Source organism: Neisseria sp. P0022.S010 (assembly GCF_051956635.1).
This window is the reverse complement of record NZ_JBQCXF010000017.1, coordinates 1-16,101: the sequence shown is the minus strand read 5'-3', so window position 1 is coordinate 16,101 and position 16,101 is coordinate 1. Positions and strand designations below refer to the sequence as shown.

Below are 16,101 nucleotides of genomic sequence, written 5' to 3'. Positions count from 1 at the left end.
AATATGCAATAATGCGTTTAGATTATATAAGCAAGCTAAAAACAAGTGAATTTATTCAGCCAAACAGATTCAAAATGCTTATCAAATTAACAACAGTTATAAAATGACTTCGTGATTATTAGCTCCTTTTTAAATTGCCTATTTTTTCATCAAAATCAATTTATTCTTTATTATCAATAATTAAACCAAACTATCCACAATTGGATTCACACAAAATTTGGATAATGCCCGTCAATAATAAAAAAATATCAAGGCCGTCTGAAAAAGTCTTTCAGACGGCCTTTTATCCTTTTTACTCAAACGGTTTCTTCTGCCAATAAAACTTGTCCTTTTTCAGACGGCCTTGGAACACATCGTCTTGCCCCAAAACAAACACCAATGCGCCTGACAAATCCGTTCTCAACAAAGTAATACCGTGCGCACGAACACGATTTTGTACGGCAACGGTCGGATGTTTGTAGGCATTGGCATAGCCGCTGGATGCCACGGCATATTGCGGCGAAACCGTATGCAGAAAGCTGCCTGACGAAGCCGTGCTGCTGCCGTGATGTCCCAATACCAACACTTGGCTATACAGCGCATTGCCGTATTTCTCAATCAAACCGGCCTCGCCCTTCACGCCCAAATCGCCGGTTATCAACAAGGCTTTGCCGTTTGCCACAACACGCAATACGCAGCTCTGGTCGTTATCTTCCTTGCCCGTATTTTCAGACGGCCGGAGCAACTCGAAATCTACGCCGTCCCATTGCCATTTGTCTTCTTGGCAAAACTCTGCATTCGGATAAAACTCAGGTTGTCCCGCAAGCAATTTATCAGCACCGACAGCCGCCACACATTGAAAACCGCCGTCATGGTCAATATCATGGTGCGACAAAATCAGGCTGTCCAAACGGCGCACACCCATCGCGTTCAAACTCGGCACAATACCTGTTTGCGCCACTTGCTCCGTTCCCGTATCAAACAAAAGATTGCGGTTACGCGTTTGTATCAATACCGACAAACCTTGCCCCGCATCCATCACCGTAACTCTTGCCACCCCCTCCTCCAGCTTGGCAGGACGGTAAAACACAAAACCCAATAAAACCAGACATGCCCAAGGTTTCAAGCCCATTCCTTTAGGCAGCAATAACAGCAAAGCCGCCATCATCGCCAACACCAGTAAAGGCACGGGCGCCGCTGCGACGGCAAATTCAGGCGATACCGTAGCCAGCCATACCAAACCGCGTAAAGTATATTCTGCCAAGAATGCCGCTACCAACTGGACAAGTTCAAACGGGAAAACCGAACCCAGCAAAGCCAACGGCGTCAACACCCAAGAAAACCAAGGAATAGCCAGTGCATTAACCAACGGGCTGAGCAAAGGTAACGAAGCAAACAAATAGCCCAGCAATACCACCGACAATACCGTTGCCGCCCATTGCCCCCGTACAGCCAAACGCCAGCCCGACTCTTTCAGACGGCCTGATGAAGCCCAAATCAAAGCAGCAACCAAACCGAAAGACAACCACGTTCCCACACCCAATACGGCCAACGGGTCCAACAACAAAACAACGGCCAAAGCCTGCCACCATGCCACCCAGCCCGAGCCGCCACTGCCGCGCCACCATGCCCACGCAAACGCAGCCAACATCAACACACTGCGTTGCGTCGGTACGGAAAAACCGGCTAAAAGCGCATAAAACAAAGCCCCGGCAACACCGCCGGCCAATATCCACACACGCGGTTTTGCCGGAATCCACGGCGAATAACGAAAAATTCGCTTGATCAGCCAGGCAAACAATACCGCCACCATCGTTACATGCAGGCCCGAAATACTGACCAAGTGCGTCAGCCCCAAAGGACGGAATGCCTGCCACAAAGGCGGCCGCAACGCCGATTGCTCGCCAATACTCAAAGCACGCATCAGCCCTATGCCGTCTGAAAACTCAGGATATTTGTCCGCCGTTCCCTGCCAACTTCGGCTTACCGCATCACGCATATTAGCCAAACCGAAACCGCCGCCTTGCCGCACGAGTTTCCTGTCGCGCCCCAAAGTACCCATGCCATCGATACCATTGGCCAAAGCCCATGTTTCACGGTTCAAACCGCGCACATTCACTTCACCGATCACAGGCCTTACCCGCGCCGATACAGACCACCGACTACCCACCATCCAATCGCGCCGCTGATAATCTGACAACATCAAATCAAAAGCCTGACCACGCTCATCCCAAGCCCTTGCCGCAAACTGCACGCGCCGACCATCATCACGCGGCATATCCACCACTTCAACCATCAAAACTTTAGCCGCCACCTCCCCTACAGGCCATTGCCCGGCCAACACCAGCCCTGTCCGCCACACACCAAACGCCATGCCCATGCAGACGGCCAGAGCCAACCAAGCCACAGCAAATCTTCGACATAACGCAAGCGCGCCAATGATTACAGACAACCAAGTCCACCATGGCGGCACAAACGGCAACGCAAACGAAAGCACTACACCAACCACCCAAGCAGGCAACACAAACCGCCACGCCATGAACGTTTCCCTTAAATTATGATTATTGGATATATAATAAATGCTTTTAGTAGATTATGACAAATGTCGATTAGCCGTTATCAGATAAAAGATATGCTTAAATTATTTCAAAGCCGATAGACGCAAAAAAGCGCAATCTGAAACAGATTGCGCTTTTTTATAAACTGGCACGCCCACGGGGAATCGAACCCCGGTTACCGCCGTGAAAGGGCGATGTCCTAACCGCTAGACGATGGGCGCGGAGATTTTCTGTGGCGCACCCGGAGCGATTCGAACGCCCGACCCTCTGGTTCGTAGCCAGATACTCTATCCAACTGAGCTACGGGTGCATCAAGAAAGATTTGAATTATAGAGAGTGGACTGTTTCCTGTCAAGCGTTTTATTTGGAAAACTTGCAGACAGCGTGTAAAATGCGCATTTGCTATTGAATTTACAGAGAATAAAATGTCAGATTTCGCACGCTGGCCGCTCTTATCCGAAGCATTTTCCCGTTTGGGACGGCCTGTGGTCGTGGTGGATTTGGAGACGACCGGTGGAAATTTCTATCAAGACAGGATAACGGAAGTCGCCCTTGTTCGTTTTGAGCAAGGACGCGCCACACATTACGAGCAATTGGTCAATCCTTGCCGCAGCATTCCCGAATTTGTTGCCAGGCTGACCGGAATTCATGATGAAACGGTGAAAAACGCGCCTGTCTTTGCCGATATTGCAGCCGATTTGTTGCCGCTGTTGCAAGGTGCTGTGGTTGTTGCGCACAACAGCCGCTTTGACTACACCTTCCTGCGCCACGAGTTTGCCCGTATCCATACTGACTTTGCCGCACCCTCGCTCTGTACGGTTCAACTGTCGCGCCGCCTCTATCCTGAGTTTTACAAACACAGCCTCGACAGCATTATCGAACGCACCGGCATTCAGACGGCCAACCGCCACCGCGCCATGACTGATGTTGCCGCATTGTGTGATTATCTCGAATTAAGTCTGGCAGAAAAAAATCACCAACAATGGGACGAACACGTCCGTGTGTTGATGAATCCGAAAATGTTGCCCACTTGGCTGCCTGATTCGCTTGCCCAACAGCTCTATGCCCTGCCCGACAGTTACGGCGTATTGGTTTGGTTTGACCATTTCGGCAAAGCCCAAGCCATTGAAGCACACGAACGCGCATACAGCGAAACCGCTACCCTGCTGCACAGCAAAAAACTGCCGCCGCACATCAAAGCCGCGGCCTCCATCCGTTTTATTCCGGCACTCGGTCAGCTCCATACATTATGGCTCAAAGCCCAGACCATGCAGGAATACCAACTGATGCCGTCTGAAAAGTCCACATCGTTTTCCACCGTCCGCTTTATCGCTGACGAACACGGCAGCCTTAAAGCACGCATTGTCTTGTTAAACAACGGCACCAGAAACTGGCGTCCATACGGTTTGTTTGCCCACAAAAAAGCAGCCAAACGCGCTTTGGCGCAATGGTCGCAAGAACACAGGCTCTGCCCGGATTCGCTCAATATTTTGCCGACCGGCTACGTAAAGGGCGAACCCTGCCCTGTTGAGGCCGTCGGAAAATGCAACGGCGACTGCCGCCAACCCGACGGCATCAAACATCAAAACCAACGTATTACCGAGCTTGCCGCCCTACTCCCCGTAACCGATTGGGGCAAAGCGCATGAAATTGAAATTACCGAAACCGATCCCCTGACCGGAAACAGCATTACCCTGCTCTGCGCCGGCGGCGCGTTGGCTTTGCCTGACGGCAACTGGTATTTCGACAGCAGCCTGCCTATCGTGATTAAAAACAAATTCAGGCAAGACAAAGAAAATATCCGTCTGATTACTTAAAACAAGGCCGTCTGAAAACCAAATTTTCAGACGGCCTATTGTGAATAACTTTCCGCTTTATTCTCAACACAAAAACTGCCTAAATTTTAATCAGAACTTATTTTTGTAATAACAATCAAATACTAAACCAATTTATACACAAGCTGTTCACACAATTTTCAATGAAAGCTGTGTATACCCGGCCCGACGAGTGAACCATGAACAATCCTGAAATCATCTTCTTTGACATCGACGACACCCTCTACCGCAAATACACGGATACCTTACGTCCTTCGGTTGCCCAAGCCATGCGCGCATTGAAAGCCAAAAGCATTCTGACTGCCATTGCCACCGGCCGGCCGGAAGCCGCCATTCCCGCCAAAGTCAAAGCATTGATTCAAGAATGCGGCATCGACATGCTCGTTACCATCAACGGCCAATATATTTCCTTTCGCGGCGAGCCCCTGCAAAGCTACCCCTTGGATATTGCCGACATCGAAACCGCCATCAACCTGCTTGAGCAACACAAAATAGACTACGCATTCGTCAACAACCAAGAAATTGCCGTCTCCTCCAACTCTCCGCGCGTTGTCGAAGGTTTATCGCATATCCTGCCCAACTTTTTAACCGACAAAGAATATTTCCGCAAACAACCCGTCTATCAAATGTTGGTCTTTGTGGATAAGGAAGAAGAAAAAATCCTGCAACCACTAACCCAGCAACACGGCTTCAAATCCGTCCGCTGGCACAAACATGCCATGGACCTACTCAAACAAGAAGGTTCAAAAGCACGGGGCATCACCCACGCAGTGGAAAAACTGGGGATTGATATGAGCAAAGTGATGGCATTCGGCGACAGCTTCAACGACTTGGAAATGCTGTCAACCGTCGGCTTCGGCGTTGCCATGGGCAATGGCGAAGAAGCGGCCAAAGCCGCCGCACAATTCGTCTGCCCAAGTGTCGATGAAGACGGCGTATTGCGCGGCTTGCAAGAATTGGGCGTAATTTAATTATCAAATCAAAAGGCCGTCTGAAAAAATGTTCAGACGGCCTTGTTCTATCTATAAACTTCCTGCTTATTTCGGCAATACCAAAAAGCTAATCAGCAATTCTTTGAATACAAATCCAAACACGCCCAAGCCCAAAACCAAGAAGAGCATGGCAATGCCGAATTTGCCGGCCTTGGATTCTTTACCCAAGTTCCAAACGATAAAGCCCAAAAAGATAATCAGGCCGGTGAGGAGGATTTTCATTGCCCACGAGGCGAATTCTGCTTCAGACATTATTTTTTTCCTTTTATTCTTAAGATGTGTGTTTGATTGCTTTCAGACGGCCTATTAAATTTTAAGGCCGTCTGAAATTTGTTTTTAGATTATTTGTTCAATGCTTGTTGCAAATCATCAATCAAATCGTCGATGTATTCCAAACCGACAGAGAGGCGGATCAAGCCCGGACGGATATTGGCGGCGAGTTTTTCTTCAGGCTGCATCCGGCCGTGCGTGGTTGTCCACGGATGGGTGATGGTCGAGCGCACGTCGCCGAGGTTGGCAGTACGGGAGAAAAGCGCCACACCGTCCACGACTTTCCATGCGGCTTCTTGGTCGGCAACTTCAAAACCAATGACGATGCCGCCGCCGTTTTGTTGCTTGCGGATAAGCTCTGCCTGCGGATGGTTGGGCAAACCGGTGTAGTACACGGCTTGGACTTGCGGCTGTTGTTGCAGCCATTGGGCGATTTTCAGGGCGTTGTCGAATTGTTTTTCCATACGCAGCGACAGGGTTTCCACGCCGCTCAACAACTGCCATGCGTTAAACGGAGACATTGCCAAACCGCAAGAGTTGCAATATATGGCAACTTGCGTCATCAGCTCTTCCGAACCGGCCAATACGCCGCCCATCACGCGGCCGTGGCCGTCGATGGCTTTGGTTGCGGAAGAAACGGAAATATCCGCACCGTGTTTCAAAGGCTGCGAACCGGCGGGCGACAAGAGGCTGTTGTCCACCACCAAAAGCGCGCCGATGCTGTGCGCCAGTTCGGCCAGCGCTTCCAAATCGGCAACTTCGCCCAATGGGTTGGACGGAGTTTCCAAGAAAAACAGTTTGGTATTGGGCTTGATGGCCGCTTTCCATTCATCTACATCAACCGGCGACACATGGCTGACTTCAATGCCGAACTTAGTTACGATGTTATTAATAAAACCGACGGTCGTGCCGAACAGGCTGCGGCTGGAAACAACGTGGTCGCCTGCTTGCAGGAAGGTAAAAAACGCCGCCTGAATTGCAGACATACCGGTCGAAGTGGCTACCGCGCGCTCTGCGCCTTCCAATGCGGCAATGCGTTTTTCAAAAGCGGCAGTAGTCGGATTGGCTGTACGGGTATAGGTAAAGCCTTTAATTTTTTTGGAAAACAAATCTGCCGCATGTTGCGCGCTTTCCCACATGAAGCTGCTGGTCAAAAACAGCGCCTGATTGTGTTCGCGATATTCGGTCTGCTCTTTGCCGCCCCGGATGGCCAGCGTTTGCGGATGAAGTTTTTTGTTCATTTATTCTCCAATCTACTGTGTATTCCAATGGACGGAACAATATTTTTCCGTCTGTTTAACTTGTTAACATTTTGCGCCGATTTCTACCATCTTTCAAGCCGAAGGCCGTGTTTCAGGCCGTCTGAAAAAACAAGAAAACCGTTTTTACTGATAAAGGCGGCCGTCGTGTTTCAACCAGCCGTCAGTATGCCGGCCTGACGGGTCATGGTGCGTCCAATGGATAACTCCGCCCTGCTCCGACCATTCGTATTCTCCGTAAAACGCTACTTTATCGCCTTTTTTCAAACCCTTAATCTTATCGGCAAGGTCGATATTGTGTGCCACCAAAAGCGTCTGGCCGCTGGAGAGCTTCAAGATAAAGCGTTGGTGGCGCGTGCCTTTGTTGTCATCCGGCAGGGTTTTCCATACCGTGCCCTCTCCCTCAACCTGAATATCGCTTTGTTCGTTTTCAAACGCCTGTTTCAAAACCGCTTCTGCCGATTGTTTGCCCGAACCGGTTTGCTGTTGAGCCGTATCGGCATTTTCTCCGCCCACATTGTTTTGTTTTTGAACGGCTTCTATTTTCTGCTGATGCTGCGATTGTAGCGGCTGCTTGTTTTGCATTTTTTGATAGGCAAATACGGCAACCAGAGCAATCAGCAATACAATGATTTTGTTTTTATTCATAACAATCTCAAAAAAAATGCCCGATTCTGCATCGGGCATATCAACTATTTAGAAAGGATATTTATCACGAAAACGTGAGCCGCCATTATACACGCTTCGCAAAATTTTAAGGGAAATTTATGCCAAAGGCCGTCTGAAACTTTTCAGACGGCCCGGATACTCAGCGGCGGTATTTCATTTCAACCTTCATATCGTCCAGAATACGTTTGACATTGTGTTCCAATACATCTTCCACCAAACCCGGCGCCTGCTCGTTGAGCATTTGCTGCAACTGGTAAGTGAACAAGGCCATTTGTTTTTGCACGGCAATCCGAATCATGCCGTTGACCGCATCAGCCACATGGGGGCGCAAACGTTTAATCAGACGCTCGGTCAAATCTTTTTCGGAAACGCAGAACACTTCCCGACGGCCAATCGCCTGCGGGTTCAAAACATTGATATGGACATTGACGGCCGGTTCTTTTTCAGGTTCAAGGCCGTCTGAAGCCGCCCCTTCAGCCGCTTGCGCATCATCATTTTCCGATTTTTCAGTTTCTTCTGCTTCAGCCACATCAAAATCTACGGCACCTGATTTCGGATTCAGTCTGACGGTGCGCGTCGATTCGATATGACGGTCTGAAGCCGCAGCCTGCAATGCCGATTGCGCGCTCAACCAATTATCCTGCAAAACCACCATCGCATCGGTTTCCACTGCCTCGCCCTCGTCGGCAAGGGCAGTATTGTGTTCCAGCTGCCAGCGGTACAAATATTCTTCCAATACTTTTTCACGATTGTCCGCATCTAATTTATATTCTTTTTTAGGCGCGGTTTTGGGCGTAACATCGACAGCGTCGTCCGATTTTTTGACCAATGGCGCATGAGTCGGCGCAGTATTGAATTGTCGTGCCTGACGCAATCTTTCCAAGCGTTTTTCCCAATTCAGATCTTCTTCCTCGAGGGCTGTGGGGTCAAGACGGTTGTTTTCCATAATAATCTCGTTTTTTCATTTTTATTGTGAACCGCATTCAAACAAAAAACGCTTGAACTGCGGCCGATGGTTGGACATATCCGGCAAGCCGGCGCAAGCGTCACATTTTAATATTAATTCACTATATAATCACTATTTTATTTAATAAACCCTCAAGGATACATCATGAGCAGCATCGAACAACGCCTCGAATACTTGGAAGAAGCCAACGACGTTTTGCGTATGCAAAACCACGTCCTCGCCACCGCCCTCAAAGGCCTTATCCGTTCTCTGCCCTCCGACATGGCCAACGATGCCGTAGAATCCATCCAGCTTGCCTTTGAAGACGCGTTGGCGGAATTGAGCTACGAAGACAGCCCGCACACCGACCTCTTCCATGACGTAACCTACGCATTTTTCCGAGAAAAAGACCACTGATTTCGGCTAGTTTGTTCACAAAATTATGCTAAACTAAGATTTTATCCGTTAACATTTTATTAAGAAAGCACATATCATGAATATGAAAAAATGGCTGGCCACTGCCCTCGCTTGTTCCGCCCTTGCCCTGACTGCCTGCGGCGGTCAAAGCAACAATGCCTCTGCTCCTGCCGATAAAGTGTACCGTGTCGGCTCTAACGCCGAGTTTGCCCCATTCGAATCTTTGGATTCTGCCGGCAAAGTGGAAGGTTTTGACGTAGATTTGATGAATGCCATGGCCAAAGCCGGCAACTTCAAAGTCGAATTCAAACACCAGCCATGGGAAAGCCTCTTCCCTTCTCTGAACAACGGCGACGTGGACATCGTTATGTCCGGCGTAACCATCACTGACGACCGCAAACAAAGCATGCTCTTCAGCGACCCATACTTTGAAATCACCCAAGTTGTCCTCGTTCCGAAAGGCAAAAAAGTAGCTTCTTCCGAAGACCTGAAAAACATGGCCAAAGTCGGCGTGGTAACCGGCTACACCGGCGACTTCTCCGTTTCCAAACTCTTGGGCAACGACAATCCGAAAATCGCCCGCTTTGAAAGCGTTCCTCTGATTATCAAAGAATTGGAAAACGGCGGTTTGGATTCCGTAGTCAGCGACAGCGCGGTTATTGCCAACTATGTGAAAAACAACCCGACCAAAGGCTTGGATTTCATCTCCCTGCCTGACTTCACCATCGAAAACTACGGTATCGCTGCACGCAAAGGCGACGAAGCAACCATCAAAATGTTGAACGATGCGCTGAAAAAAGTACGCGAAAGTGGCGAATACGACAAAATTTACGCCAAATACTTTGCTAAAGAAGGCGAAAAAACCGAAGCAGCCAAATAATCCGGTATGACTTCTTAAACTCAAGGCCGTCTGAAAACTTTTCAGACGGCCTTTAATCTGGTTAACGCCATTAAACGCAAGCATCCCTTATAATCCGCTGGTTTTTATCCTTCAAATGAAAGACACGCCATGATCAAACCCCTTATCCTCAGCCTCGCTGCCGCCACTGCTTTGGCCGCCTGCTCCGCTTCTGAAAAACAAGAACCCTTCAACGTCAACGTAGCCAATCCGGCTTCTGAATTCTGCGTCAAACAAGGCGGTAAATCCGAAATCAAAAAAGACAAAGACGGCAACGAATACGGCGTGTGCCACTTGCCTGACGGTAAAATCGTTGAAGAATGGGAATATTTCCGTCAACACAACAAATAATTGCCCAATCATATAAAAGGCCGTCTGAACCCAAGTTTCAGACGGCCTTTTCATTTAAACAGCGATTATTTTACTTCCAGTTTGGTCACGCCGCCCATATACGGTTGCAACGCAGCAGGAACATTAATGCTGCCGTCGGCATTTTGATGGTTTTCCAAAACAGCCACCAAAGTACGGCCGACTGCCAAGCCAGAGCCGTTCAAAGTATGTACCAAACGGTTTTTACCGTTTTCATCTTTGAAACGCGCTTTCATGCGGCGAGCTTGGAAATCTTCGCAGTTGGAGCAGCTGGAAATTTCGCGGTAGGTGTTTTGCGCAGGAACCCAGACTTCCAAGTCGTAGGTTTTGGTTGCACCGAAACCCATGTCGCCGGTACACAAAGTAATCACACGGTATGGCAGTTCCAACGCTTTCAAAATATTTTCAGCATGGCCGACCATTTCTTCCAACGCTTCGTATGATTTTTCCGGATGAACGATTTGCACCATTTCCACTTTATCGAATTGGTGTTGGCGAATCAAACCGCGCACGTCTTTACCGTATGCGCCCGCTTCGGAACGGAAACATGGGGAGTGCGCAGTCAATTTCAACGGCAAATCGCTGCCTGCCACAATGCTGTCGGCAACGGTATTGGTCAGCGTCACCTCGGCGGTCGGAATCAGATATTGCGTTTTTTTGCTCTCGTCGCCGCCACGAGTAACGTGGAACAAATCTTCTGCAAATTTAGGCAGTTGACCCGTACCTTGCAGGGTCAGATCGTCCACAATATAAGGCGTATAATGTTCGGTATAGCCGTGTTTCAGCGTGTGCGTGTCCAGCATGAATTGCGCCAGTGCGCGGTGCAGACGGGCGATTTGACCTTTCATCACGGTAAAGCGCGCGCCTGACAGTTTTGCACCGCCTTCGAAATCCAAACCCAAAGGTTCGCCTAAATCAACATGGTCTTTGATTTCAAAGTCAAATTCGCGCGGCGTGCCGACTTTGCGGACTTCAACGTTTTCAGTTTCATCTTTACCGACAGGCACGCTTTCGTGCGGCAGGTTCGGAATGCTCAGCAGCCAAGCATCCAATTCCTTCTGAACGGCATCCAAATCAGCGGCAGCCTGCTCCAAATCCGCCTTGATTTGGGCAACCTGATCCATCGCAGCTTGAGCCTCTTCGTGTTTGCCTTGGCCTTTCAACGCACCGATCTGTTTGGAAATACTGTTGCGTGAAGCCTGCAACTCTTCTGTTTTCACTTGAACGGCTTTGCGTTGCTCTTCCAAAGCATTAAAACGCGCGGTATCAAACTCATAACCGCGGGCGGCCAAACGTTCGGCAACTGCGGCGGTATTGCTGCGGAGCAATTGGATGTCTAACATTGTTTTCTCTCGTTAAGATTCAGAATGGCATTATTGTAAACCAATTTAAAGATATTTTCACAGCGACAGGCCGTCTGAAAACAAAAAACGCCCCTGCAAAAGCAGGAGCGTTTTTTAAGAATTTTGGCACGCCCACGGGGATTCGAACCCCGGTTGCCGCCGTGAAAGGGCAGTGTCCTAGGCCTCTAGACGATGGGCGCGTAACCGAAGCGCGAACTATACAGAAAGCCTTTTCTTCTGTCAACGCCTTTACTGCATTTTTAAAGATGTTGCCGATTTCCGTATGTTATTTTCCCTGTATAATGCCGGTTTTAATAAAAAGGAAAACTCGCCATGTGGTTTAAGCAAATCAGTTTTTATCCGCTCAACAAAGACAAATTGCCCGAACTAGAAGTCCTTGCCGACAAATTGGCGCAATCCGAATTCGCCCATTGTCAGGGTTTGGACTGGTTTAGCGAAGGCTTTGCCACGCCGGTTTCCTTTTCGCCCGAGCTGGTTTTCCCTGCCGATTACACTTGGCGCGTTGCTCTGAAAAAAGAAGAAAAAGTCCTGCCTGCCGGCGTGATCCGCGATATTTTGGATGATAAGGTTTTGGAAATCCAAAACAACGAAGCGCGCAATGTCGGCCGTAAGGAAAAACAAGAGCTGAAAGAACAGATTACTGACGACTTGCTGCCCCGTGCCTTTACGCGCAGCAGCCGCACACAGGCGATTTTCGACACACGCCACGGGTATCTTTTGGTCAACAATGCCGCCTCTGCCAAAGCAGAAAATATCCTGACCAAACTGCGCGAAGCGTTGGGCGGTTTGGAAGCCGCCCTGCCCAACACCAAACAATCGCCCTCCTCCCTAATGACCAGTTGGCTGCTGCAAGGCCACTGTGAGGGCGGTTTTGAATTGGACAGCGATTGCGAACTTAAAGGCGTAGGCGATGTTGTTCCGGTCGTCAAAGTTTCCAAACAAGACCTGACCGCCGATGAAGTGGTACAACACGTCAAAAATGGCAAAACCGTTACCCAACTCGGCTTGGTATGGCGCGAACAAATCACGTTCATCCTCACCCAAGACTTTACGCTCAAACGCATCCAGTATCTGGACGTTTTGCAAGAAGAAGCGGAAAGCAACGGCGACGATGCAGCCAGCCTCGCCTTTGCCTCACAAATCCTGATGACCGAAGCCATAAGCACCATGTTGGAAGAACTGGTTTCTTATTTGGGCGGCTGGCAAGAATAATTTTTCAGACGGCCTTTTGATTGGGAAATATCAAAGGCCGTCTGAAACATAAATGAAGTATCAGAAAGGATGTCATGATGTTGGGCGCAGTCATTGGCGATATTGCCGGATCACGATTTGAGTTTGACAACTACCGTCACACCGATTTTGACATTTTCAGTCCCGACAGCGACTTTACCGATGACACGATTTGCACTGTTGCCATCGCCGATTGGGTTTTACAAGGCTGCAACGATGATTTAGCCTTAATCTTACAAAGCTGGTGCAGGGCATATCCCTATCCAAAAGGCGCATATGTCGGCCGCTTCTCACAATGGATAGAATGGAAAGATCCAGAACCTTATAATAGCTGGGGCAACGGCTCGGCCATGCGTGTTTCTGCCGTTGGCTGGGCATTTGCCACATTGGAAGAAACCCTGCATTTTGCTGAACAATCCGCCGCCGTAACGCATAACCACCCGGAAGGCATTAAAGGTGCACAAGCTGTAGCTGCCGCCATCTTTTGGGCGCGTACCGGTATGGGCAAAGCGCAACTCAAAGAAAACATTACGCGACAATTCGGCTATGATTTGAGCCAAAGTTGCGACCAAATCCGCCCACATTATCATTTTAACGAAAGCTGTCAGGACACCGTACCTCAAGCAGTTACCGCCTTTCTTGAAAGCGATGATTTTGAACACGCCATCCGACTGGCGGTTTCCCTAGGCGGAGACAGCGATACCTTGGCGGCCATTACCGGTAGCATTGCCGAAGCCTACTACGGTATCCCTGCATCCATGCGCGAACACGCTTTAGCCATATTGCCACGCCGCATTGCTGAAACCCTGCTGACTTTTGAATCCCAATATCAGGCCGTCTGAAACCGCCTGCAAAAAGGAACAATCATGATGAAATACCTCGCCCTACTTCCCGTCGCCTTCATGCTGGGTACGCCTGCCATTGCCGAAACCATCAATCCTTATCAGGAAAAAGGTTGCGTTTACGATGGCGATGTCGGCAAAGACGGCAAACCATCCGGTAAAGGCACATGGAAATGCCAGGACGGCCGCAGCTATGTCGGCGCCTTTAAAAACGGCAAATTTGACGGAAAAGGCGTATATACCGTTTCCGGCAACAGCGAAACCTTTATCGAACCTTTCTCCTCCAACAGCGCCAAATTACGCAATATGACGCTGGAGGGCGTGTTCAAAAAAGGCAGGGCGCACGGAAACTTTACCGCTTCCCAAAACGGCACACCCGTCTTCATCATGAAATGCGAAGACGGTATGATTAAAGAAGTCAAACTGGCTAAGAAATCTGCTTCCAAAACCAAATAAACAGCCTTTCAGACGGCCTTATCCAGCTTTTAGGCCGTCTGAAACATCAATTGACAAGCCTGTCTAAAGGCTGTTGTGTTGATTTCAAAAAATTTCCAAACAACCCTTACCCCAGGACAACCACCATGAGCATTAAATCCGACAAATGGATACGCCGCATGGCCGAAGAACACGGCATGATTGAGCCGTTCGAGCCCAACCAAATCAAAGAGGCCAACGGCCAGCGCATCATTTCCTACGGCACGTCCAGCTACGGTTACGACATCCGTTGCGCCAATGAATTCAAAATCTTCACCAATATCAACAGCACCATCGTCGACCCGAAAAATTTCGACCCGAAAAACTTCGTAACCGTCGAAGACGACTGCTGCATCATCCCGCCCAACTCCTTTGCCCTGGCGCGCACAGTCGAATATTTCCGCATCCCGCGCAACGTCCTGACCGTCTGCTTGGGCAAGTCCACCTACGCACGCTGCGGCATCATCGTCAACGTTACCCCTTTCGAGCCGGAATGGGAAGGCTACGTTACGCTTGAGTTTTCCAACACCACGCCGCTACCGGCAAAAATCTACGCAGGCGAAGGCGTGGCTCAAGTCTTGTTCTTTGAAAGCGATGAAGTCTGCGAAACTTCATACAAAGACCGCAACGGTAAATACATGGGGCAAACCGGTGTTACCCTGCCCAAAACCTAATATCAAAGAGCAAACAAAAGGCCGTCTGAAACTTTCAGACGGCCTTTTATCATTTCAGTTAAAAACGGCGTTTCAGCTTGCAAGCCTGCAAGATATGCACGGCAAGTTCTTCCACAGATTTGTCCGTAGTATTGGTAAACGGAATACCGTGGCGTTTAAACATATTTTGCGCATCGGCAATCTCACTGCGGCAAGTATCGATTTTGGCATAAGTCGAATTAGGGCGGCGTTCCTGACGGATTGCCTGCAAGCGTTCAGGCTGAATGGTCAAACCGAACAGCTTGTCTTTATAAGGCTTGACCATACGCGGCAAATCGGTCGATTCCAAATCATCGGGAATCAGCGGATAGTTGGCGGCACGGATACCGTATTGCAAGGCCAGATAGAGACAAGTCGGCGTTTTGCCGGAACGGGAAACCCCCATCAAAATCACATCGGCTTCTTTCAAATTCTTATCACTGACACCGTCATCATGATTCAGTGAAAAATTGACCGCCTCCATACGCGCATCATAGCGTTGGGTATTGCCGATACTGTGGTGCCCCTGCTGGGCGGCAACCGCCTCCGTATTGAGTTCCTTTTCCAAAAGGCCGAGAAAGGTTTCAAAGAAATTAATATGGAACGCATTGGCTTTCTTGATGATTTCACGGATTTCGTCATTGACCACACTGACAAAAGCAATCGGGCGCACGCCGAATTTTTCGGCAGACTGGTTGACTTTGTCTACAACAGCACGCGCTTTTTCAGGCGTATCGATAAACGGATAGGTATGGCGTTTGAACTCAACATTGCCAAATTGGTTCAGCAAGGCTTCACCGATATTTTCGGCGGTCAGGCCGGTTCGGTCGGAAATATAGAAGACTTGGCGTGGATCAGTCATAATGAATCCTCTTGAAGGTAACGTTTCAGACGGCAATCATAGCAGTTACAGCCTTTGCAATAAAGCGACTCCCAGCAGATTACACAGGATTACAACAAATTTGAACAATTTTTAAATTAGCATAATATTTTATTTTTTAATTTTTTGTAGAATTTTATTCTAAAATTGCAAAATAAATCTTGTTTATCAAATTTATTAACTTATTTTGTTTTCCATATTTAACAATAGGATAACTCACAAAAACATGAATCTGATATTCACATTTCAGAAGACTACACGCTTGAAAAGCACAGTATCACAGACGAATTTGTGATTTTAAAAAAGATAAAACACATGACAGCCATCAAACGAATGGCTACAATAAGCAGGCGGATTTGTTTCTTTTTTAACATTTTTGGATTGGATTGGACACACAAATGGCCGAAAACTACGTTATTTGGTTTGA

16 protein-coding genes and 3 tRNA genes are annotated in these 16,101 nt (G+C 48.7%); 9 read left to right on the top strand and 10 right to left on the bottom strand.

Features of this window, described 5'->3' with window-relative positions:
- Nucleotides 1-292: 292 nt before the first annotated feature.
- From ACTHUT_RS03700 to ACTHUT_RS03690, 3 genes are all read right to left on the bottom strand, one after another.
- Nucleotides 293-2,518 carry a DNA internalization-related competence protein ComEC/Rec2 gene (locus ACTHUT_RS03700; RefSeq protein WP_440386181.1) on the bottom strand — a complete coding sequence of 742 codons (2,226 nt, stop codon included), beginning with the start codon at nucleotides 2,516-2,518 and terminating at the stop codon, nucleotides 293-295.
- A 165-nt stretch (nucleotides 2,519-2,683) separates the two neighbouring features.
- Nucleotides 2,684-2,758 (bottom strand) — tRNA-Glu (locus tag ACTHUT_RS03695).
- A 12-nt stretch (nucleotides 2,759-2,770) separates the two neighbouring features.
- A tRNA-Arg gene (locus ACTHUT_RS03690) sits at nucleotides 2,771-2,847 on the bottom strand.
- A 115-nt stretch (nucleotides 2,848-2,962) separates the two neighbouring features.
- Between ACTHUT_RS03690 and ACTHUT_RS03685 the strand changes: the two genes are divergently transcribed.
- Together ACTHUT_RS03685 and ACTHUT_RS03680 are read left to right on the top strand one after the other, a co-directional pair.
- Nucleotides 2,963-4,354: an exonuclease domain-containing protein gene (locus tag ACTHUT_RS03685; RefSeq protein WP_440386180.1), complete on the top strand. Its 1,392-nt coding sequence runs from the start codon at nucleotides 2,963-2,965 to the stop codon at nucleotides 4,352-4,354.
- A 197-nt stretch (nucleotides 4,355-4,551) separates the two neighbouring features.
- On the top strand, nucleotides 4,552-5,343 hold the full coding sequence (locus tag ACTHUT_RS03680) for a Cof-type HAD-IIB family hydrolase (RefSeq protein ID WP_440386179.1): 792 nt from the start codon (nucleotides 4,552-4,554) through the stop codon (nucleotides 5,341-5,343).
- A 66-nt stretch (nucleotides 5,344-5,409) separates the two neighbouring features.
- Here the strand turns inward: ACTHUT_RS03680 and ACTHUT_RS03675 are convergent, their stop codons facing one another.
- The 4 genes from ACTHUT_RS03675 to ACTHUT_RS03660 all read right to left on the bottom strand — a co-directional run bounded on the left by ACTHUT_RS03675 (nucleotide 5,410) and on the right by ACTHUT_RS03660 (nucleotide 8,508).
- Nucleotides 5,410-5,616 carry a DUF2788 domain-containing protein gene (locus ACTHUT_RS03675; protein ID WP_003747401.1) on the bottom strand — a complete coding sequence of 69 codons (207 nt, stop codon included), beginning with the start codon at nucleotides 5,614-5,616 and terminating at the stop codon, nucleotides 5,410-5,412.
- A gap of 89 nt (nucleotides 5,617-5,705) precedes the next feature.
- The gene (metZ, locus tag ACTHUT_RS03670; RefSeq protein WP_440386178.1) at nucleotides 5,706-6,875 is read right to left on the bottom strand and encodes an O-succinylhomoserine sulfhydrylase; all 1,170 of its coding nucleotides are present in this window, start codon (nucleotides 6,873-6,875) and stop codon (nucleotides 5,706-5,708) included.
- Between the two features lie 144 nt (nucleotides 6,876-7,019).
- Complete coding sequence (locus ACTHUT_RS03665) at nucleotides 7,020-7,580, bottom strand: DUF3465 domain-containing protein (RefSeq protein ID WP_440386177.1); 561 nt, start codon at nucleotides 7,578-7,580, stop codon at nucleotides 7,020-7,022.
- A 121-nt stretch (nucleotides 7,581-7,701) separates the two neighbouring features.
- Nucleotides 7,702-8,508 carry a hypothetical protein gene (locus tag ACTHUT_RS03660; protein ID WP_440386176.1) on the bottom strand — a complete coding sequence of 269 codons (807 nt, stop codon included), beginning with the start codon at nucleotides 8,506-8,508 and terminating at the stop codon, nucleotides 7,702-7,704.
- A 165-nt stretch (nucleotides 8,509-8,673) separates the two neighbouring features.
- Between ACTHUT_RS03660 and ACTHUT_RS03655 the strand changes: the two genes are divergently transcribed.
- The 3 genes from ACTHUT_RS03655 to ACTHUT_RS03645 all read left to right on the top strand — a co-directional run bounded on the left by ACTHUT_RS03655 (nucleotide 8,674) and on the right by ACTHUT_RS03645 (nucleotide 10,174).
- Nucleotides 8,674-8,925, top strand: coding sequence for an NGO1151 family protein (locus ACTHUT_RS03655; protein WP_070588139.1), 252 nt, complete (start codon nucleotides 8,674-8,676; stop codon nucleotides 8,923-8,925).
- 76 nt (nucleotides 8,926-9,001) lie between these two features.
- Nucleotides 9,002-9,805, top strand: a complete 804-nt coding sequence (locus ACTHUT_RS03650; protein ID WP_049347925.1) for a basic amino acid ABC transporter substrate-binding protein — start codon at nucleotides 9,002-9,004, stop codon at nucleotides 9,803-9,805.
- Nucleotides 9,806-9,934: 129 nt separating this feature from the next.
- Nucleotides 9,935-10,174, top strand: coding sequence for a putative hemolysin (locus tag ACTHUT_RS03645; RefSeq protein WP_440386175.1), 240 nt, complete (start codon nucleotides 9,935-9,937; stop codon nucleotides 10,172-10,174).
- 65 nt (nucleotides 10,175-10,239) lie between these two features.
- On the opposite strand, the gene serS is transcribed toward ACTHUT_RS03645, so the two are convergent.
- Nucleotides 10,240-11,535: a serine--tRNA ligase gene (gene serS, locus ACTHUT_RS03640; protein WP_107857501.1), complete on the bottom strand. Its 1,296-nt coding sequence runs from the start codon at nucleotides 11,533-11,535 to the stop codon at nucleotides 10,240-10,242.
- A 124-nt stretch (nucleotides 11,536-11,659) separates the two neighbouring features.
- Nucleotides 11,660-11,735: transfer RNA gene (locus ACTHUT_RS03635), tRNA-Glu, on the bottom strand.
- 133 nt (nucleotides 11,736-11,868) lie between these two features.
- Between ACTHUT_RS03635 and ACTHUT_RS03630 the strand changes: the two genes are divergently transcribed.
- The 4 genes from ACTHUT_RS03630 (at nucleotide 11,869) to dcd (ending at nucleotide 14,776) form a co-directional block, all read left to right on the top strand.
- The gene (locus tag ACTHUT_RS03630) at nucleotides 11,869-12,768 is read left to right on the top strand and encodes a recombination-associated protein RdgC (RefSeq protein ID WP_440386174.1); all 900 of its coding nucleotides are present in this window, start codon (nucleotides 11,869-11,871) and stop codon (nucleotides 12,766-12,768) included.
- 77 nt (nucleotides 12,769-12,845) lie between these two features.
- The gene (locus ACTHUT_RS03625) at nucleotides 12,846-13,628 is read left to right on the top strand and encodes an ADP-ribosylglycohydrolase family protein (RefSeq protein WP_440386173.1); all 783 of its coding nucleotides are present in this window, start codon (nucleotides 12,846-12,848) and stop codon (nucleotides 13,626-13,628) included.
- A 24-nt stretch (nucleotides 13,629-13,652) separates the two neighbouring features.
- The gene (locus ACTHUT_RS03620) at nucleotides 13,653-14,084 is read left to right on the top strand and encodes an MORN repeat family protein (protein WP_036491305.1); all 432 of its coding nucleotides are present in this window, start codon (nucleotides 13,653-13,655) and stop codon (nucleotides 14,082-14,084) included.
- 125 nt (nucleotides 14,085-14,209) lie between these two features.
- Complete coding sequence (gene dcd, locus ACTHUT_RS03615) at nucleotides 14,210-14,776, top strand: dCTP deaminase (protein WP_003680541.1); 567 nt, start codon at nucleotides 14,210-14,212, stop codon at nucleotides 14,774-14,776.
- Between the two features lie 58 nt (nucleotides 14,777-14,834).
- On the opposite strand, the gene ppsR is transcribed toward dcd, so the two are convergent.
- Complete coding sequence (ppsR, locus tag ACTHUT_RS03610; protein ID WP_049323052.1) at nucleotides 14,835-15,656, bottom strand: posphoenolpyruvate synthetase regulatory kinase/phosphorylase PpsR; 822 nt, start codon at nucleotides 15,654-15,656, stop codon at nucleotides 14,835-14,837.
- Between the last annotated feature and the right edge of the window lie 445 nt (nucleotides 15,657-16,101).